Raw genomic sequence first — 20,147 nt, forward strand, 5'->3', positions numbered from 1 at the left:
TTGGATTGGGTGTGAAAGTGTATTTGTAGAGAGCATCAGGATGCGCTGTTATCGTCGCAACAGGTAGGGTGCAACAACCGAAGGGCATTGCACCCCGCGCACTGCAGGCACTAATTTTTCCACCGCTCCGAAATGCGAGAAGCACCAGGCTCAATCCTCATCGAGCACCGATAGGCTACGCAACCGCAGTCAGTCCATTTGGTGCAATGCCCTTCGGTTATTGCACTCTGCGGGTTTGTGGCTGCCTTAGGGCGAGCACAATAACCTTGTGCTTTCCCAACCGGGCTGTACCCATTACCAACGCTGATGCAGTCACTGTTTTGCCCATCATTCCGGACGCTCCCACGCCTGGACCGCCGCAATCAACGTGTCGACATGTTCGATCAGTTCGGCGACGAACCCGGCCGTCACATCCAGGTCGCCTTCATATTCGGCAAGGTTACGTTTGTTGTGTGCCTGGCTGAGCAGCAACCACTGTGCGGGTTTGAAGCCAAGCGTGTGCTCCAGGCACTGGAACACCAAATAGCGATTGTCGCTACGGTACCCATGAGCCCGCAACGCGGAAAGTGCGGCAGCATGCGCGGCATTGTAAGCAAGGTCAAAGCGGCTTTCCAGCGCAAGCGACGTTTGCCGTGCATCGCGCAGAAGCACCGTGGCCGAACGCAGTAATCCTGTGCGTTCCCGCGCGTCAGGCGGTTCCGCCTTCAGTTTTCCGATCCGCGCCAGATTCGCCAGCGCTGCCAAGTGAGGAGATGTCATGTTCGGATCCTTTAACAAAGATTTTTGGCTGCGCCAGCACCCGCGACATGAAGGCCGCACCGTCGCTGATGCGTTGCGCGAATTCGTCTGTCGTGTAATAGGTCGGATTGATGATCCGTCCCAATTGGCCCTGCGCCGGCAATAGTGCTTCGAGCAGCGCTGTATGGGATGGCAACGTACCCACCACCATCAGATCCACATCGCTGGCGGCGTGCTCGGTGCCCTTGGCCATCGAGCCGTACACGAAGGCTATTTGCACGTCCGGCCACAACGACTGCAGCGCATCGTGCAGGACATCGGCAACGCCGAAGGTTTTGAGAATGAGGGAGCGTAACTCCGGAAAGATCGGTGCGTCAGCATTAGCCTGATAGTGTTTTTGATTGCCAACGCGCCGCACTGTTACCAGGCCGCTGGACTCCAGTCGTGCCAGCTCGCGCTGGACCGCACCGGACCCGGATCCGGCCAAACTGATGATTTCATTACCGTAGAACGAACGCTGCGCCTGGCCAAAGAGCAGTGCCAGCACGCGTTGCTGCGTCTTCGTAAAAAGTGTATCTGCATAAGTGCCCATGAGAGGCATGATATTACCCAAAACAGGTATTTGCTAGCAAATTCTGTGACATCGATTTTCCTTTACAAAAGTACATCCCCTTGGAAAAATCGTGTGCATTTAAAAAATATCAGTACCCAATACGAGTATTTAAATACCTTAATCGGGATCGAACACACGCTCAGTTTTACAGGCTGCAAAATATTATTTATGTAATTCTTTTGTATAGATAGGGATGCACTCTTTTTAGCAATGGTGTATCGACCGGTTTGGCCATGGCGGAGTATCTCCAAAATCAGCTACCGCAGTCAGTCCATTCGGTGCAATGCCCTTCGGTTATTGCATCCTACGCGAATAAACAATGGTCTCGCGCCTATCACGTCGCCATCGCCCGTCGCAACTGCTCGACCAGTTCAATCAATCGCGGCCGCACTTCCTGCACCAGGAAATCCGCCGACAGCGTGAACGCCGGACCACCGCAATTGATGCTGACCGGCGTGCTGCCATCGGGCGGACGAAACGCGATCGCAATCGCATTGACACCCGGTTGCCAGTCACCGATCGAGGTGCAGCAACCGAACTCCCGATATTCGTCGAGCGCGCGCTGTACGCTTTCCTGCAGCACCGGCCAACCTTGCTCGTCGAGTTCGCGCGCCCGCGCCAGCAAGTCGTTGCGCTCGCCCTGCGGCGCGACCGCCAGATAGGCCCGTCCCATCGCCGTACTGACCAGCGGAATGCGCGAGCCGACATCGAGGCTCAGCGTCAGCGCGGCCTGACTGCGACAGTTCTCGATATAAATCATGCTGAGCCGATCCCGCATGCCCAGCGAGACCATCGAATGCGAAAAATCCGCCAGCTGCTGCATCGCCGGACGCGCCAGCTGACGCACATCGAGCCGGCTCAGCATCGCGCTGCCGAGTGACAGCGTGGCGGTACCGAGACGATACTTACCAGACTCATCATCGAATTGCAGGTAGCCTAATTTGGTCAGCGTGTAGGTCAGGCGCGACACCGTCGACTTCGGCAGCTTGCTGCGCTCGGCCAGTTCCTGATTGCCCAGCATCTTGTCACCGGAACGAAAGCACGCCAGCAACTCCAGTCCGCGCGCCAGTGCTGTCACGAAGTGACGGTCTTCCTTGACCACGACGGGCCTGCCGACCAACTTACTCATCGGTAGCGCTGGCCAGCTTGTGCAACTCGCGCTTGAGGATTTTGCCGCTGGCTGCCGCCGGCAAACTGGCCAGCGCGATGATTTCGGCCGGCATTTTGTACGGTGACAGATTGGCCCGCAGGTAGTCATGCAAATGGCTGCGGTCCAGCAGCACGTCGGCGCGTACTTCGATGAACGCCAGTACTTCTTCATTGTCGGCACTGCTGCGCCCGATCACTGCCGACTGCACGATGCCCGGATACGCATTGAGGACTTGCTCGACTTCGACCGGATAGACATTGAAGCCCGAGCGGATGATGAGTTCTTTGCTGCGGCCAACGATAGTGACGGCACCGTCGGCATCAATGCGGGCCAGGTCGCCGGTATGCAGCCAGCCATCGGCGGTCAGCGCGGCGACGCTGGCTTCCGGTGCGCGGTAATAACCGGCCATCACGTTGGGGCCGCGCACCTGCAATTCGCCGATGCCATCAACGTCCTGGATCAGCGTGTCGAGGCGAATCTCGATGCCCTCGATGGCCGGTCCGACCGAGCAATCACTGCGCGGGACATCCATGCGGGTCTGGCAGATCGACGGTGCCGCCTCGGTCATGCCGTAGCCGTTGTGCAGCGTAATCCCGAAACACGCTTCAAAATCCGCTTTCAGCGACGCCGACAGCGGTGCCCCGCCTGACTGCGCAACACGCAACGCAGGTGCCGACACGCGCGCACTGGTTGCCAGCAACTTGGCATACATCGCTGGCACGCCATGCAGCACGGTCACACCGTCGTGCTGCAACGCGTGCGCCATGGCCAGCGGATCAAAACGCGGCACCAGCTGCAATGCCGCCCCGCTAGCCAGCGCCGCCACCAGCAGCGCCGACAGGCCATACACATGCGACAGCGGCAGTACGCCATAGATCACGTCGTCGGGTGTCAGCGCCCGGATCTTGCGACTGTTGGCGCCGATGAATAACAGGTTCGCATGGGTGAGCATCACCGCCTTCGGCGCACCGGTCGTCCCGGACGTGTAGACCAGCGCCGCCACGTCAGGTGCAGCCGGTTCGGTCATGGCCTCGGACTGCAAGGGTCCCAGCATCACCGCGCCGATGCCTTCCCAGTGCAGAAGTGACGCGCCATGTGCCTCTCCGTGGCGCGCGGCCTCTTCCGAACCCGCGCTGAAATATAAGGCCCGACGTGCGCCGGAATGCAGCAGGAAGTTATCGATTTCACGCGTGGATAAACGGGCATTGACACTCGCCGACCAGGCGCGCAGACGACTGGTCGCCAGAATCGTCAGCGCCAGCGCCACCGAATTTTCTGCGACCAGCAAAACGCGGTCACCGGGCCGCACACCGGCCTGTTGCAATTGCCGCGCTACGGCGTCGACCCGCCCGCCGAGATCGCCATAGGTGACACTGTCATGACTGTCCTGCAGCGCAATACGAGTGGCGTGCGTGCGAGTGTAGGACTGGAATACCTGATCGATACGTGACATAACTGAGCTCCGCCGGATAGAGCCGTTATTCTGCACTGCAGAATCACGCTTGACAAGCCGGTGTTCGTGCATTTGCAGGTTGACATCAATGCTGCTGGTCAATAGAGTAGGAGAACTCAAAAAACATATTCTGCATTGCAGAACACCGGAGACCAGCATGTCCGAGTCAATTCCTCCCGTTTCGACTTCCGCACCCTTGATCGGCATCATCGGCTGCGGCGTGATGGGACGCGGCATTGCGCAGATCGCCGTGTTGTCCGGCGCGACTGTTTTTCTGGCCGATGCCCATGCCGGCGCAGCCGCCGCCGCCAGTCGCACACTGACTGCCACGTTTGCCACGCTGGTCGGCAAAGGCAAGCTGCAGGACGACGATGCCAGCGATGCGCTGGCCCGTCTGCATGTATGCAGCGAACTGGCTGATCTGGCTGATTGCGACGTGATTATCGAAGCGATCATCGAAGACCTTGCCGCCAAAAAGACCTTGTTCGCGACGCTCGAAACCCTGGTGCGTCCCGACGCAATTCTCGCCTCGAACACCTCGTCGCTGTCGGTCACGGCGATCGCCGCCGGCTTGCAGCACCCGCAACGCGTGGCGGGTTTTCACTTCTTTAATCCGGTGCCGTTGATGAAGATTGTCGAAGTCATCGGCGGCATCCTGACGGCCGAACCGGTCGTCGCACAGTTGCTGGCACTGGGCCGGCATTGGGGACACGCGGCCGTGCGCGCCAAGGATACGCCGGGCTTCATCGTCAATCATGCCGGTCGCGGCTTCGGTACCGAGGGTCTGCGCATCCTGTCCGAGGGAGTGACTTCGGTGGCCACGCTGGACCGCATCCTGCGTGACACCGCCGGCTTCAAGCTTGGCCCGTGCGAACTGATGGACATGACCGGACTCGATGTCTCGCACCCGGTGATGGAATCGATTTATCGCCAGTACTACGATGAGCCGCGCTTCCGGCCGCAAGGCTTGACGCGGCAAATGCTGACGGCCGGACTGCTTGGCAAAAAGACCGGACGCGGCTTTTATCCCTACGATGACAACGGCAAGAAGGTCACGCCTGCCGAAGTCGCCGTCACGCAGACCGAGCCAGGAGCGGTCTGGCTGAGCCGGGCTGAACCGGCGCTGGCAGAACGCTTGCTGGCGGCGGGCCTTGATGTCGAATCCGGCCCAACGCCCTCCGCGCAGGCGCTGTGCATCGTCACGCCGCTAGGTCAGGATTGCACCGACTGCGTGGTCCAGCAGGGTCTGGATGCGCGCCGCACGGTTGCCATCGATGCGCTGTTTGACAGCCCGATCCATCATGTCCTGATGACCAATCCAGCTACCGACCCGGCCTATCTGGCACAGGCGTGCGGGCTGTTTGGTCGCGACGGCGCACGCATCAGCGTGCTGCAGGACAGTACCGGACTGGTCGCGCAACGCGTGCTGGCGCACATCATCAACATCGCCTGCGACATCGCCCAGCAAGGCATCGCACTACCGGCCGATATCGACCGTGGTGTCGTGCTGGGCCTGGGCTATCCGCAAGGACCACTGGCCTGGGGCGATCAGCTAGGAGCCGCCACCGTGCTGCGCATTCTGCACAACATCGCACGTCTCAGCGGTGACGCACGCTACCGGCCCAGCCCGTGGCTGCAGCGTCGCGCCGCACTCGGCTTGTCGCTGTTACACGCGTCAGCCTGAATCCGATCACACTAAGCACCATTCACTTTTTCCGAGGACCGCCATGAAAAAATCCGCTCCGTTCCACTGGGATGACCCGCTGCTGCTGGACCAGCAACTGACTGACGAAGAACGCATGGTGCGCGATGCCGCGCAGGCGTATTGCCAGGACAAGCTGCAACCGCGCATCCTCGAAGCCTTCCGTCACGAGAAAATGGACGCGTCGATTTTTCGTGAGATGGGCGAACTCGGTTTGCTTGGTCCGACCATTCCGGAAGAGTACGGCGGCCCCGGCCTGAACTATGTCTGCTACGGCTTGATCTCGCGCGAAGTCGAGCGGGTCGATTCCGGTTACCGCTCGATGATGAGCGTGCAGTCGTCGCTGGTGATGACGCCAATTTTCGAATTCGGTACCGAAGACCAGCGCCAGCGCTTCCTGCCAAAACTGGCCACCGGCGAATTCATCGGCTGCTTCGGCCTGACCGAACCCGACCACGGTTCGGACCCCGGCTCGATGGTGACGCGCGCACGCAAGGTCGCCGGTGGTTATGCCCTCACCGGCAGCAAGATGTGGATTTCAAATTCACCGATTGCCGACGTCTTCGTGATCTGGGCCAAAGATGATGAAGGCGCGATCCGCGGCTTTATCCTCGAAAAAGGCATGGCCGGCTTGTCAGCTCCGGCGATCCACGGCAAGTTCGGTTTGCGCGCCTCGGTCACCGGCGAAATCGTCATGGACAACGTGTTCTGCCCGGAAGAAAACGCCTTCCCGGACGTGCGTGGACTGAAGGGTCCGTTCACTTGCCTGAACGCGGCGCGCTATGGCATTTCGTGGGGAGCGCTGGGGGCTGCCGAATCGTGCTGGCATATCGCGCGCCAGTATGTGCTGGACCGCAAGCAGTTCGGCAAGCCGCTGGCAGCCAACCAGCTGATCCAGAAAAAACTGGCCGACATGCAGACCGAAATCACGATGGCGCTGCAAGGCGTGCTGCGCCTCGGACGGATGAAAGATGAAGGCACGGCGGCAGTCGAAATCACCTCGATGATGAAGCGCAATTCATGTGGCAAGTCGCTCGATATCGCCCGCATGGCGCGCGACATGCTGGGCGGGAATGGCATCTCCGACGAATACGGCGTGATCCGTCACATGGTCAATCTGGAAGTGGTCAATACCTACGAAGGTACGCATGACATCCATGCGCTGATCCTCGGCCGAGCAATGACCGGCATCCAGGCGTTTAGCAGCTAATCTTTTTTCGAGACCCGCATGGATCTGAATTTCAGTAACGACGAGCAGGCATTCCGGCAGCTTGTACGCAATTTCATTGCACACAATCTTCCGGACGATATCCGGCATAAGGTCACCCGCGGCCTGAGCCTGGGCCGCGACGATTACCTGCGCTGGCAGCACATTCTGCATGCCAAAGGCTGGGGCGCGCCATCCTGGCCAGCCGAGTTCGGCGGGCCGGGCTGGAGCGCTACTCAGCAGTATATTTTTGACGAGGAATCGGCTGCCGGCGGGGCCCCGCGCGCGGTGCCGTTCGGCCTGAAAATGGTCGCACCGGTGCTGATGCAATTCGGCTCGCCGGAGCAGCAGCAGCGTCATCTGCCAAAAATTCTGGCTGGTGAAGAGTGGTGGTGCCAGGGTTATTCGGAACCCGGTGCAGGCTCCGATCTGGCGTCGGTGAAAACCCGTGCGGTGCGTGAAGTGAACAGCGACGGCGACGTCTACATCGTCAATGGCCAGAAGACCTGGACCACGCTAGGTCAGTATGCCGAGTGGATTTTTTGTCTGGTGCGGACCGATACTGAGGTCAAACCGCAGCGCGGGATTTCCTTCCTGCTGATCGACATGGCGTCACCCGGCATCACGGTGCGTCCGATCATCACGATGGATGGTGCCCATGAGGTCAATGAAGTCTGGTTCGATAATGTGCACGTCCCGATGTCCAATCTGGTCGGCACCGAGAATCAGGGCTGGACCTATGCCAAATTTTTACTCGGTCACGAACGCACTAATATCGCCGGCATCGGTATCGCCAAGCGTGAACTGGCCCGCCTGAAGCGGGTCGCAGCACAGCAGATCAAGCACAGCAAACCGCTGTTGCAAGACCCGCTGTTTGCCGCCCGCATCGCGCAAATCGAGATCGATCTGATGGCGCTCGAAATCACCAATCTGCGCGTGCTGGCCGCCGAAGCCGAACGCCGCACGCCGGGTCCCGAAGCCTCGATCCTGAAAATCAAGGGCACCGAAATTCAGCAGGCAATCACCGAACTGCTGGTGCAGGCGGTCGGTCCGTATGCATTGCCGCTGCGGCGCGATGCGATGGCCGATGGCTACACCGGCGAACAGGTCGGGCCCGATGACGCCACCGCATTGGCGGCTGGGTACCTGAACATGCGCAAGCTGTCGATTTATGGCGGCTCGAACGAAATCCAAAAAAACATCATTGCGCAAATGATCCTGGGACTCTGACATGGACTTCACTTTTACCGACGAGCAGAACATGCTGCTCGAGACAACCCGCCGCACTCTCGGCAAGGACTACGACTTTGCCACGCGCCAGCAAATTCGTGACGGTTACAGCAGCACGGTCTGGCAGGGCTTCGCTGACCTTGGCTTGCTGGCGCTGCAGGTGCCGGAAGCCGACGATGGACTGGGCGGCTCGGCGGTCGATACGCTGCTGGTGATGACGGCGATGGGCGAGGCACTGGTGCTGGAACCCTATCTGGCCAGTGCCGTGATGGCGACCACGCTGATCGCACAACTGGGTGACGCCCAGCAGCGTGCCGCGCTGCTTCCTGCGTTGCAGGATGGCTCGCTCATCGCTGTCCCTGCGCACGACGAAGCTGGTAGTCGCTTCGACTGGCGGCAGATCGCCACGCGCGCTACGCCGACTGCGGATGGCTTCGTGCTGGAGGGCGAGAAGTGCCTTGTTGCGCATGCCGGCTCGGCACATTTACTACTGGTCAGTGCGCTGCTGCCTGACGATCGTATTGCTGTGTTCGGTATTCCACGTACAACGCACGGAGTGCGATTGGTGTCGTACCTGACCGTCGATGGTGTGCCGGCCAGTGAAGTCTTCCTCGATCAAGTCGCCGTAACTGCGGACGCCCTCTTCGACCATGCCGAATCCGCACTGGCCGACATGCGTGACCGCGCCCTCGCTGCCGTCTGCGCCGAAGCGGTCGGCATCTTCGACAAGCTGCTTGCGGCCACCGTACAGTACGCCCGCGACCGGCAGCAATTCGGTGTCGCGATCGGCAAATTCCAGGCCTTGCAGCATCGCATGGCAGACATGGTGCTGCATTGCGAACAGGCCCGTTCGATGAGTTTTCTGGCAGCGGTGCGCTGTACTGATTCCGATCTCGCGCAACGCAGGGCGGCGCTCGCGGCAGCCAAAGTCGTGATCGGTCAGGCTTGCCGGTTTGTCGGGCAGCAGGCCGTACAATTGCACGGCGGGATGGGTGTGACGGACGAACTGATCGTCAGTCATTACTTCAAGCGGCTGATGGCCATCGAGCTGCAGTTCGGCAGCACGGACCAGCATCTGGAAGCGTTTGCGGCGCAGCTGAAGGCGGCGTGACCTCCCCGTTCACACTGTCATTGAGTTGCGAGCAATCGGGTTGCGTACAACCTTCACCGACACCGGAAAACACGGCATTTCTTCCTCCCGGATGACCGGAAACTGCATTTCGCATCTGTATGGCGCGACCATCTGACGTCGCGCCAGCTGGATCTTGCCGTTGATCCGCCAGCGCAGCATTCCTTCCCCCCCACAAGGAGCGACGCCATGGCAGAAGCCACCCCGATCCCGTCCGAATCGCACTACGGCAGTTTTTTATCCACGTTGAAATCCCGCATCCACTCAGCCCAGTTCAAGGCGCTACGCGCTGTCAACAAGGAGTTGATCGCGCTGTATTGGGACCTTGGCAAGCTGATCGAGGAGCGACAGGTCGCTGACGGTTGGGGCAAAGGCGTAGTCGAAAAGCTGTCGCGGGATCTGCGTGCCGAGTTTGGCGAAAAAAGTGGCTACTCGGTGCGTAATCTTTGGTACATGCGCATTTTTTATCGCGAATACAAGGACATGCCAATTCTGCAGCCATTGGCTGCAGAATTGGCATGGACCAAAAACACGCTGATCCTTGACCGCTGCCAACACGCGCAGGAGCGCGAGTTCTACCTGCGCGCCACCGCCCGCTTCGGCTGGACCCGCCGCGTACTTGACCACCAGATCGACAACAAGTCGTTCGAGAAATATCTGCTGAACCAGACCAGCTTCGATGCAGCACTACCCAAAGCCGTGGCCAGTCAGGCCAAACTGGCAGTGAAAGATCACTACACCTTTGCTTTCCTGGAACTGGCCGAGGCCCACGAAGAGCGTGAGCTGGAAGCGGCGCTGCTCGGCAAAGTGCGTCAATTTCTTCTTGAAATGGGGCCGCACTACGCATTTGTCGGCAACCAGTACCGCTTGACCGTCGGCGGCAGCGACTTCTATATCGACTTGCTGCTCTACCACAGGGTATTGAAAAGCCTGATCGCCATCGAGCTCAAGGTCGGAGAATTCCAGCCTGAGTACAAAGGGAAAATGGATTTCTATCTGGTCGCCTTGAACGAGCATGTCAAGGTCGAAGGAGAAAACGATGCGATCGGCATCATTGTATGCAAGAGCAAGAACCGCACGGTGGTCGAATACGCCCTCAAGACAACCACGATGCCAATCGGCGTCGCTACCTATGGCACCAGTTCACGTCTACCGGAGGCCTATCGCAATTTGCTTCCTACCGAACAGGAAATCGCAGAGCGCCTGAAAGACTGGCACCTGCCGGACGCGGAGTGCTAGACCTTCATCGGCAGAATCACCATTTGCAATCCATCGAAATGCAAGCGGCGCTGGATCGCCAGCGCTGCCTGATTGTGCAGCAGGCGGATGAACCAGTTGTCGGCCTCGAAGATCAGTTTGCTGGTGAAAAAAATCGCATTCGGATAAGTCCGGCTGATTTCTTCGCATTGATGGGTGACCTCATCAACGACATCGGTGCCAAAGCCCAGCGAGGACGCCGACGCCATCTCGTGGCTATGGCAAAAATCAACGAAAAACTTCAGGGTGGCATTGGCTTCGACCCGCATCAGTTCGACGGCTCCTTCGCCTCCATAGGCATGCGAATCGACGGTGCGCGCATTAACAAAAATGAAGTTCTTGAAATGTCGCGGAAACATGCGCTGCACCCACAGCAGTGCATGCAAACCGCCACCACGCGACGTGCCGACGATGAAGACGGCGGTCTGGTTTTCGGGATCGGGTTCGATCGCACCGACATGCGGTCCGAACGGCTGGTTGGCGAACACCTGATCGACCGAGCGGATCGCTTCTTTGGTCTGGCTGTAGTGATTACGAATGTAAATGCACAGCGCCGCGATTGCCGTGATGATGAGCGCTGTCACCCAGCCGCCTTCCGTAAATTTTTCTACCAGCAGGACGATCAGAATACTGAAGCATATTAAAAATCCGAGCAGCGAGAGCAGGAAGCGGCGCAACCAATGCTCGAGCTCATTACGATGACGCCACCAGTACAGGCATAGTCCGAACAGTGAAATGGCGAAGGTGAGGAACACCGAAATCGAATACAGCACCACCAGCAAGGTGACGCTGCCACGGGTCCAGAACAGAATCGCGAGTGCGGCGACACCCATCACCAGAATGCCGTTTTGCGTGACCAGCCTGGTCGACAGGTAACGGAATTTATGCGGCACCCATGAATCGCCCGCCATGTTCGACAGCACCGCAGGGCCGCCCAGAAAACCGGTATTGGCGGCGACGAATAACAAGCCCGCCTCGAATGCGAGTACGACAATCAGGCTCAACTGACTGCCCCAGGGCCCCATGCCGAGGCTGTCAATGATGGCCTTGAATGTCGTCGCATTGAGCGTCTGACCTTCGATCGGACGGGCATTCCACAACAGGTACAGCAAAATGATGCCGCTGGCCGTGAACGCCAGCGATAGCGCCATGTAGAACATCGTCATCTTGCCCGTATGGACGCGCGGCTCTGCCAGGATATTGACGTTGTTGGACACCGCTTCCAGGCCAGTGTAGGTTCCGCCGCCTTGCGAGTAGGCCAGCAGCAACATGCCTGACACGCCTATCCAGCCGATGTTGCCCGCTAGCTGGCTCGTCTCGGCAAGCGTGTTGGGCACCAGCTCGGGCAAATTACCGGCATGGGCAATGATGCCGTAGACAATCAGGAACAAATGGGTCGCCACGAAACCTAGGAAAATCGGCAAAAGAATTTTGATGGCTTCTTTCATGCCACGCAAATTCAATATGATCAGCAGACCAATGACCACCACTTCCGTCCATAACTTGTAGGCATGAAAACCAAGAGGTAACAGCGAGGCCAGCGCTTCAACGCCGGCTGCGACCGAAATGGCCACCGTCAGCACGTAATCGAGGATCAGCGCGCATCCGGCGATCAATCCCATGTACGGCCCGACCAGTTTGGACGCGACGCGGTAACCGCCACCGCCGGTTGGGAACAACTCGATTACCTGGTTGTAGGCCAGCGCAATGATGAACACCGTAAGCGCTGTGGCAATGGCCATGTAGAGACCAAGGTGGGTATGCGGACCAAGGGCCCGGAAGGTTTCTTCCGGCCCATAAGCCGAAGAGGACAACCCATCGGCCCCTAATCCGACCCATGCGAGGAAAGCCACCAGTGCAAGCGAATGCCGTGTTTCGCTTTTCAGTGGATCAAGCGCTTTGCCCAGGAAAAACTCCCGGATTGTTTTCCCACGATTCATCGGTGGTGACCGGGCTATGCGGTTGTTATGATCAGAGCGAAATCATACCTTGAAGTTTATGGCACCACGGCGAAATCAGCCGGTCAGCGAGGTTGCCCCGCACAACTTAATAAGCCATAATGCTGCCTGCGTTGCCGGGATGGCGGAACAGGTAGACGCACGGGACTCAAAATCCCGCGCTGAAAGGCGTGCCGGTTCGATTCCGGCTCCCGGCACCAAGAACATGTTTTATACCGTATCAAGAAGTCTCAAAACCCGCTCTGCATCTAGCTCAGCGGGTTTTTTGTTGTCTCAAGCAGTTGCACCCTGTAGCATCAGATGCCATTGCTTTGTTGGTATGTTTGTTGGTATTCCCAAAACCAGCAAAAACGCATACCAACAACCGGAGGGAATATGGCGCTGACAGATATTAAAGTGAAGTCACTCAAGCATGGCGGCGCGAAGGCTGGCGACAAGCACGCGGACGGCCAAGCCCTGTATCTGCTGGTCAGTGCCACGGGTAAATACTGGCGCATGAACTACCGCTTTGACGGCAAGCAGAAAACGCTGGCTCTCGGCACCTATCCGGCAGTCTCATTGCTCAAGGCAAGGAAGTTGCGCGACGACGCGCAGGAATTGCTGGCTAGCAAAGTCGATCCCGGCCAAGCAAAGCGCGAGGACAAGCAAGCCAGAGCGGATGCAGCGGAAAAGACCTTCGCCTACGTGGCGCAAGCGTGGCTAGCCAAGACAGAGAGCGCACGCGCAGCTAGTACGCACATCAAGCTGTCGGCATGGATCACAAAAGACGTGATTCCCTACATCGGCTCAAGGCCAATTTCCACACTCAAAGCACCTGACGTGCTGTTGATGCTTCAGAAGATCGAGGCGCGAGGCGCTGTCAGTTCGGCACACCAGATCAAGCAGCTTTGCGGACGGATATTCCGCTTCGCAGCGGGGACAGGATGGGTAGAGCGCGACGTGACCACCGATTTAAAGGGCGCACTGTCGGCGGCGGTCGAGGTGAACCGTGCCGCAATCACTGATCCTCACGAGTTGGGAGGACTGCTTCGGGCGATCCACAATTACACCGGCCATCCGTATGCGGTGGCAGCGCTGAAACTCTCCCCGCTGGTATTCCTTCGTCCTGGTGAATTGCGCTCGGCTGAATGGACGGAAATCAACCTGGACACGGCAGAGTGGACTATCCCCGCCGAAAAAATGAAGATGAAGAAAGACCACTTGATTCCGTTGTCGGCGCAGTCGCTGGAGGTATTGCGCACCATGAAGGCAATGACCGGGCAGGGAAAATACGTCTTCCCCAGCATCCGCACTTTTGACCGCTGCATGAGCGAAAACACAATCAATGCGGCATTGCGCAGCATGGGCTACAGCAAAGAGACGATGACCGCCCACGGCTTCCGGGCAACCGCTCGCACGATCATGGATGAAGTGATGGGCGAACGCCCTGACCTGATCGAGCACCAGCTAGCCCATGCCGTCAAAGACGCAAACGGACGCGCCTACAACCGCACGGCGCACCTACCGGCACGGCGCGACATGATGCAACGATGGGCGGATTACCTGGACAAATTGAGGGCCGGGGCGGACGTGATTCAGCTTCGAGGCGGCACCGCATAGCGTCACCAGTTTAGCCATGCCTACCGCGACGGCGGGAAAACAGAGTGTTGCCCCTTTTACTCTGCTGGCATGGCTTCCGATTCAAAGGGGAAAGGGGCGGCAATGATCGAAAATTTTTTATGGAGTGTTGTTGAACCAGAAGACTTCCCGAAATCAATGTATGAATCAATTTTTAAAAATTTCGACCCAGAAAAACTCTTCGAAAAGAAGAACAGCGAAAAATTCATAAAAGAATTCGGCTATGATTTATTTTCACTAGTAATCGACACAACGAAAATTTGCTGTTACTGGAATAAATCAGATGATGAACTACTGCTATACAAGGAAGTGGATTTAAATAACCGAGAATTTATTCGACTTGCAAATATTTCTTATGACTACTATTTAAAATCTTGCGAGAGTGAATTTAACCCGCTGCAATTTCCAAAAATTATTTACGGCGATATGTGGGAGACATATTTCTGGGGAGCTTGCTGGGGTTACCCGATAATTGAAGATTCTTCAACGCCTTTTCCACCAGAAAGACCTGCACAAGTAGCCGCTATATGTATATTACTGATGCTTGATTTTTCAATATCTGAAATTAAAAAAGACGGATTCACAAAAGAAATCGTTAATAGATTATTGAAGGCAAATAAATTTTTAGTTCTTTCTAATGCGAGTGACGAGAGAATTCGAAGCGCGCAAAGTGAAAGAAACGAAAAAAAATTTCGCGCCAAGTCCGGCGGCGATGCAAAGGCGGCCAAATTCAAAACATTGGAAGATGAAACAGTCCGGATGTACCTCTCTGGAACAGAGAAGTCAGCGCCAGCCGCAGCACTTATAATCACGCCGCAAATTGTCGCAATGTCGAAATATGGAAACGGTGACCTGTACCCTACTACTTCAAAGCCACTTGAATGGATTCGCGCCTATATCAAAGCCCAAAAAAGTAACCCGTGCTAAGCACAACATACTTTCTTCTAAGCACTGGATATACCGTGCTTAGTTGACGGTATAGCTTCAATTCAACGCATCAATAATGATTCTTCCCATGGCGCTATATCGTGCCGCTGGGGAGTAATCCATGTCGCAGAGAGTTATCCGAGTCGCAGACATTGCGACCACCAAAAATAGTAAGGGCATGCTGCCAGTCAGTCCGGCGACTATCTGGCGCTGGGTTCGGGAAGACAAGTTTCCCAAGCCGTTCAAGCTGGGCGATTCCGTCACAGTCTGGAATGCGGCGGAAGTCGAAGCCTTCATCGTGCAACGCGGTGGAAGGGCCGCGCAATGATTCACACCACCCGCTTGACGCATCACTACGACCGGACTGATACTCCGACTGTTCCCGAAAAAGAGGGAGCCAGGGTTGAGAGCCTGAATACATCAAAGCGCACAAACGGCGCAATGCCGTTTTTTCTTGTGCGTCAGTTGTCGCATGCCTATGGGCGGCGGTGGCGGGGAAGCCTTCGGGCTTGCCGGGTTCCTTTGGTGTTCCGGTCTCTCAACCCTGTCATTTGCCGCTCACCCCATTTGAGAGTGGGACGCGGATTAATTCCACACCAAAGGCATGCCATGACGACCATCAGCACCACCACACCCGCACAATTCCAAACCATCACCCGCATTGCCGGACAAGCTGACGCGCTGGGCGCATTGCTTGCTGTAATCGGCATCCTCCCTGCTGTGGATTATCAAACGACGCTGGCGACCTGTTCCAGCCTTGCTAATGACATTGCTAGCCAGTTGGCCGCACTGATCGGAGGTGCAGCATGAGCGCCCCAAAGAAGCCAGCGGATCAGACCGTAGAGCAAGTAGAGCCAAAGGCGATTTATCAACGGTTCACCTTCCTGCATGACGCCATCCAGCACAACACGGAAGCCATGTTTGCCGAAAAGACGATGAACATTTGCCAGGGCATCAGCACTTGTATTGACCTGATCCATTCCAGTGAGACAGACCGCGACAACGGCACCCCGCCAATACTGGGCGCGAACGCAATTGATCGGCTGTTGCGCTTTGTCGTGGCATCCGCCGACATGCTGGCAATTGACGCTGAAAAATGCATCCACAGAGTAGACAAGGAGGGCAAGCCATGAACGCCACTATGACGATGGACCGCGACCAGATTGCTTCCGCACTGTCCTTCATTCCATCCAGCGACTACGACACTTACGTAAAAATGGGGATGGCGGTTAGTTCTGAAATGCCTGGTGAAGATGGCTTTTCCGTGTGGAGCGAATGGGCGCAAGGTGACGATAAGTACAACGAGCGCGAGGCACGAACAAAGTGGAAAAGCTTCGCATCGGGTGGCGGCATCAGCATCGGCACACTGCGCCACGAAGCGACGGGTAACGGCTGGACTTACACCGGCACCACTTACACAAGAACACCGGCAGAGATCGCGCAACGAGCGATAGAAAAAGCCAACAAGGACGAGTCGGAGCGGATCGAAAACGCCATTAAATACGCACGCGGCGCAAAGAAGGCTGTGAAGTTGTGGGCGACCGCGACACCAGTACTGGCAACGGCAGATCATCCTTACCTGGTGCTCAAACAGGTGCCACAAGTGGCGACGATCAAAGCAATCAGCCTTGCTGATGCCGTGGCGATTATCGGGTATCCACCACACCAAAACGACGATCTACTGATCGGCCCGTTACTGGTGATCCCCGTCAAGATTGGCGAGGCCATCAGCACATGCGAATTGATCGACGGCGACGGGCGCAAGCATGCCATCAAGGACGGCGCGAAAGGTGGCGGCTACTGGGCGGCACAACGTTTGCCAGAGGGCGACGGCACGGGCCTGACGCTGGCGATATGCGAAGGCGTGGCGACTACGCTGTCAGTCGTTCAGGCAAGCGCACAGCACGGCATTGCGGCACTGTCGGCGGGTAATCTGGTGAAGGTAGCGCAAGCCATGCGCCAGCGTTACCCGGCCGCGGTGATCGTGCTTGCTGCTGACCTGGATAAGAAGACCGGCGCACCAGATCGCCATGCTATCGGGGCAGCGGCGGCAATGGGTGGACTGCTGGCGGTTCCTGACTTCGGGCCGGATCGCGAGGCAGAAAAAAATGACTTTAACGACATGGCGGCAATGTTCGGGCTGGAAGCAGTCAAGGCCCGGATTGATGGAGCCATGCCGGGCGCTGGTGGCGAGTCGTCGGAAAACGGGGACGGAACGCTGACAGTCTCGGAGATCGGAGCCAGAGAAAAAGCGAAGAAGGACGCACGCAAGGCGGCGCAGATCGCCAGCGGTTTGCCGTTCGGCTTCAGCATTTCCAAGGCTGGCGTTTTCTATACGCCGGAAGGCACCGACGAGAAGCCAGGCAAGCCGATGAAAGTCTGTGAGCCGTTACGCGTGACCGCCTTGATACGTGACCGCGCTTCGGAGAATTGGGGCCGCGTGATCGCATTCCATGATGCTGACGGCGTGTATCACCATTGGGCTATCCCGATGGAATTGCTTTCGGGCGATGGTTCGGACATGCGGCGGGAATTGTCACGACTCGGACTAAAGATCGGTTCCGGCATGGCAGCAAAGAACCGCCTTTCCGAATATCTGATCGAGAGCACACCAAAGGAACGGGCGCGATGCGTTCAACAAACCGGATGGTTCGATAACGTGTTCGTCATGCCAGATCGCACCATCGGGGAAAGTACCGAAGTCGTTTTGTACCAGTCGGAAAACAAGACGGTGTGCCAGTACGTGCAAGGCGGTGACCTTCAACAGTGGCGCGACAACGTAGGGCAGCTTTGCATCGGGAACAGCCGTTTGATATTTGCGGTGTCGGCATCGTTTGCTGGAATGATTCTTCGCCATGCCGGGCAAGAGTCGGGCGGCTTGCACTTTGTCGGCAGTAGTTCGACTGGCAAGAGCACGGCGCAACTGGTGGCGGCTTCGGTGTATGGCAGTCCGGCCTTCAAGCAAAGCTGGCGAGCGACCGGCAATGCACTGGAAGGTACGTGCGCACTTCACAATGACGCGGCGCTGATCCTTGATGAAATGGCAGAGGTAGAGCCGAAAGAAGTCGGCAACATTGTGTACATGATCGGCAACGGTGTTGGTAAAGGCCGGGCATCACGAACAGGCGACGCCAGGCAGCGCAAGACGTGGCGACTGATGATTATCAGTTCGGGAGAAATCGGACTGGCGCAACACATGCGCGATGGCGGCAAGATCGCCAAGGCCGGGCAAGAGGTGCGCATGATCGACATTGCGGCGGATGCCGGGGCCGGTCACGGCTTGTTTGAAGACTTGCGGGACTATGAAGGTGGCGCGATGCTGTCGGATGCCATCAAGGAGGCGACGCAAAGCTATTACGGAACGCCAGCAATTGCTTTCCTGGAGCGCATCACTCAGGAGCCGGACACCTTCCCGGCAACGCTCAAGCAAGCCATGAAATCCTTTGTGGATGACAATTTGCCAGCGGATGCAGGAGGCCAGGCGGCGCGCGTGTGTGGCAAGTTTGCGGTGATCGCTATTGCTGGCGAATACGCTACCGGCGCAGGCATTACAGGCTGGCGTCAAGGTGACGCGGTGGCGGCATCGGCAACATGTTTTAAATCATGGCTTGATAGTCGGGGAGGCAGTGGCAATCAGGAACGAACGGCGATTCTCTCCAGTGTGAAAGCGTTCTTTGAATCACATGGTGAATCGAGGTTTTCTGATATGACCGATGCAAGTCGAATCACGATCAACCGGGCCGGGTTCAGAAAATCGGCTAGCGACGGCCAGGAGTATTTCGTACTGGCGGAAGCCTACAAGCGCGACGTGTGCGCCGGGTTCGACATGAAGACCGTTTCCAAAGTGCTGACAGATGCGGGATGGCTCGCACCGGATGGTGACGGTAAATCGGCGCAGCGGAAGACCTTGCCGGATATGGGCGTCACGCGCTGCTATGTCTTCACTCCGAAAATGTGGGAGGCATGACCATGTGGCTTGATGCGTTCAAACCCAAATTGCAGAATGTGCAAATAAGCGGTGTCAGCGGTGTCAGTGGTGTCAGTCGTGGCGCAAACCCAATAGGCATAAAGGCTGGCGGGTATTCAGCACGGCTGACACCGGGAAAAGTGGCAGGTGTCAGCGGTGTCAGTCAACGCGAAAGAATGCCATCGGCTGACACCACTGACACCGACGGACACCACGATAAAAACAGGTGTCAGTCGATGACGAATGGCTTCAAACCCAGTAACCATGCGGGGTTTGACGGTGCGCTGACACCACTGACACCACTGACACCGCAAAAACACTATGCGCCAGAAAACAGCGAGCTTGCCGGATCACTCTGTCAATTCCGGTTCGACCTGGTGCAATCCGATATTGATGCCGGGTATCCAGCCGACGACCTGCACCGTGTCAATAACATTGCATGGCGACTGATTACGACGCGGGGCTACCTGTTTGATGAGGCGATCACGGCGGCGGCGCTATGGGTATCTGATAACCCGGCACATGCCGACGAAGCCACGTTCATTGACGTGATGGCACTGTTCAAGGAGATACGACTGTGAGTGCTCAACTGATGTTTAAACCGAATGGCGACGGCTACGATGTTTCACCGGCTGGCGTCATCTTGATAATTGCCGGGATGGTGTACGGCGAGGATCGGGCAACTATGTCACGCGCAGGTATACAGAAGTTCACGCGCTTGATTGATGACGTGCTATCGGCAGCACGGACCAATGGCTACCCGCACGAAGACATATTGCGCACACTGCTGGCACGCAACGAATCAGGGCCGCGCATGGTGGAGATGATGCAGGCCGCATGCGACGCGGCAGGAAGCGCCACCATGGATACCGTCATCGGTCGCATGAGACAGTAACGCCGACTGTTACAGCGTAACGACTATCGAGACCGTCAGTTCGGAACACCAGTTCGGCGGGACGGTACAAGCGCAACCCGGCGAGGTGTTTTGCAGAGAACAGCGGGGATGCAGCAAAAGCACCGAGAACCCCGAATCAGGGGCGACGGACTTCGATCCAAGCCGGTTGACATGCTGGGTCGTTTCTATTGGCGCATCGGCTGGTGTCGCCATTGAAAAACAATCAACTTCAATCAAAGGCGCATGCCTTGCCGACTGTTCGCCAGGCATATTGAAACGCCACACCATGAAGGATCACCGAACC

19 protein-coding genes and 1 tRNA gene are annotated in these 20,147 nt (G+C 57.3%); 14 read left to right on the forward strand and 6 right to left on the reverse strand.

The window, feature by feature from the left end:
• Positions 1-327 precede the first annotated feature (327 nt).
• From QN370_RS16110 to QN370_RS16125, 4 genes are all read right to left on the reverse strand, one after another.
• On the reverse strand, positions 328-759 hold the full coding sequence (locus QN370_RS16110; protein ID WP_322128622.1) for a hypothetical protein: 432 nt from the start codon (positions 757-759) through the stop codon (positions 328-330).
• A complete protein-coding gene (locus QN370_RS16115; protein WP_322128623.1) occupies positions 689-1,285 on the reverse strand; it encodes a nucleotidyltransferase domain-containing protein in 597 nt (198 codons plus the stop codon). The genes QN370_RS16110 and QN370_RS16115 overlap by 71 nt, the downstream gene beginning before the upstream one ends.
• A gap of 400 nt (positions 1,286-1,685) precedes the next feature.
• Positions 1,686-2,480, reverse strand: a complete 795-nt coding sequence (locus QN370_RS16120) for an IclR family transcriptional regulator (RefSeq protein WP_322128624.1) — start codon at positions 2,478-2,480, stop codon at positions 1,686-1,688.
• Positions 2,473-3,954, reverse strand: coding sequence for a class I adenylate-forming enzyme family protein (locus QN370_RS16125; RefSeq protein ID WP_322128625.1), 1,482 nt, complete (start codon positions 3,952-3,954; stop codon positions 2,473-2,475). The genes QN370_RS16120 and QN370_RS16125 overlap by 8 nt, the downstream gene beginning before the upstream one ends.
• A 157-nt stretch (positions 3,955-4,111) precedes the next feature.
• Between QN370_RS16125 and QN370_RS16130 the strand changes: the two genes are divergently transcribed.
• The 4 genes from QN370_RS16130 to QN370_RS16145 are packed head-to-tail and all read left to right on the forward strand — an operon-like array spanning position 4,112 to position 9,204.
• Positions 4,112-5,638: a 3-hydroxyacyl-CoA dehydrogenase gene (locus QN370_RS16130; RefSeq protein WP_322128626.1), complete on the forward strand. Its 1,527-nt coding sequence runs from the start codon at positions 4,112-4,114 to the stop codon at positions 5,636-5,638.
• A 43-nt stretch (positions 5,639-5,681) separates the two neighbouring features.
• Complete coding sequence (locus QN370_RS16135; protein WP_322128627.1) at positions 5,682-6,866, forward strand: acyl-CoA dehydrogenase; 1,185 nt, start codon at positions 5,682-5,684, stop codon at positions 6,864-6,866.
• A gap of 18 nt (positions 6,867-6,884) precedes the next feature.
• A complete protein-coding gene (locus QN370_RS16140) occupies positions 6,885-8,093 on the forward strand; it encodes an acyl-CoA dehydrogenase family protein (RefSeq protein ID WP_322128628.1) in 1,209 nt (402 codons plus the stop codon).
• Between the two features lies 1 nt (position 8,094).
• Entirely contained in the window at positions 8,095-9,204 is a 1,110-nt protein-coding gene (locus QN370_RS16145) for an acyl-CoA dehydrogenase family protein (protein ID WP_322128629.1), read from the forward strand.
• A gap of 9 nt (positions 9,205-9,213) precedes the next feature.
• On the opposite strand, the gene QN370_RS16150 is transcribed toward QN370_RS16145, so the two are convergent.
• A complete protein-coding gene (locus tag QN370_RS16150; protein ID WP_322128630.1) occupies positions 9,214-9,384 on the reverse strand; it encodes a hypothetical protein in 171 nt (56 codons plus the stop codon).
• 27 nt (positions 9,385-9,411) lie between these two features.
• Between QN370_RS16150 and QN370_RS16155 the strand changes: the two genes are divergently transcribed.
• On the forward strand, positions 9,412-10,461 hold the full coding sequence (locus tag QN370_RS16155; protein WP_322128631.1) for a PDDEXK nuclease domain-containing protein: 1,050 nt from the start codon (positions 9,412-9,414) through the stop codon (positions 10,459-10,461).
• Here the strand turns inward: QN370_RS16155 and QN370_RS16160 are convergent.
• On the reverse strand, positions 10,458-12,419 hold the full coding sequence (locus QN370_RS16160) for an APC family permease (protein WP_322128632.1): 1,962 nt from the start codon (positions 12,417-12,419) through the stop codon (positions 10,458-10,460). The two genes, QN370_RS16155 and QN370_RS16160, sit on opposite strands and share 4 nt — an antisense overlap.
• Positions 12,420-12,552: 133 nt before the next feature.
• Here QN370_RS16160 and QN370_RS16165 point away from each other — a divergent pair.
• The 9 genes from QN370_RS16165 (at position 12,553) to QN370_RS16205 (ending at position 19,843) form a co-directional block, all read left to right on the forward strand.
• Positions 12,553-12,637 (forward strand) — tRNA-Leu (locus tag QN370_RS16165).
• A 175-nt stretch (positions 12,638-12,812) separates the two neighbouring features.
• Positions 12,813-14,036: a tyrosine-type recombinase/integrase gene (locus tag QN370_RS16170; RefSeq protein WP_322128633.1), complete on the forward strand. Its 1,224-nt coding sequence runs from the start codon at positions 12,813-12,815 to the stop codon at positions 14,034-14,036.
• Between the two features lie 69 nt (positions 14,037-14,105).
• Positions 14,106-14,981 carry a hypothetical protein gene (locus tag QN370_RS16175; RefSeq protein ID WP_322128634.1) on the forward strand — a complete coding sequence of 292 codons (876 nt, stop codon included), beginning with the start codon at positions 14,106-14,108 and terminating at the stop codon, positions 14,979-14,981.
• 178 nt (positions 14,982-15,159) lie between these two features.
• Positions 15,160-15,309: a helix-turn-helix transcriptional regulator gene (locus QN370_RS16180; RefSeq protein WP_322128635.1), complete on the forward strand. Its 150-nt coding sequence runs from the start codon at positions 15,160-15,162 to the stop codon at positions 15,307-15,309.
• A gap of 281 nt (positions 15,310-15,590) precedes the next feature.
• Positions 15,591-15,791 carry a hypothetical protein gene (locus QN370_RS16185; protein WP_322128636.1) on the forward strand — a complete coding sequence of 67 codons (201 nt, stop codon included), beginning with the start codon at positions 15,591-15,593 and terminating at the stop codon, positions 15,789-15,791.
• Complete coding sequence (locus QN370_RS16190) at positions 15,788-16,114, forward strand: hypothetical protein (protein WP_322128637.1); 327 nt, start codon at positions 15,788-15,790, stop codon at positions 16,112-16,114. The genes QN370_RS16185 and QN370_RS16190 overlap by 4 nt, the downstream gene beginning before the upstream one ends.
• Complete coding sequence (locus QN370_RS16195; RefSeq protein WP_322128638.1) at positions 16,111-18,948, forward strand: DUF927 domain-containing protein; 2,838 nt, start codon at positions 16,111-16,113, stop codon at positions 18,946-18,948. The genes QN370_RS16190 and QN370_RS16195 overlap by 4 nt, the downstream gene beginning before the upstream one ends.
• A 236-nt stretch (positions 18,949-19,184) precedes the next feature.
• Positions 19,185-19,529, forward strand: a complete 345-nt coding sequence (locus tag QN370_RS16200) for a hypothetical protein (RefSeq protein ID WP_322128639.1) — start codon at positions 19,185-19,187, stop codon at positions 19,527-19,529.
• The gene (locus QN370_RS16205) at positions 19,526-19,843 is read left to right on the forward strand and encodes a hypothetical protein (RefSeq protein ID WP_322128640.1); all 318 of its coding nucleotides are present in this window, start codon (positions 19,526-19,528) and stop codon (positions 19,841-19,843) included. The genes QN370_RS16200 and QN370_RS16205 overlap by 4 nt, the downstream gene beginning before the upstream one ends.
• Positions 19,844-20,147 lie beyond the last annotated feature (304 nt).

Origin of the sequence: Actimicrobium sp. CCI2.3 (genome assembly GCF_035019065.1) — a bacterium.
Taxonomy (GTDB): domain Bacteria; phylum Pseudomonadota; class Gammaproteobacteria; order Burkholderiales; family Burkholderiaceae_D; genus Actimicrobium.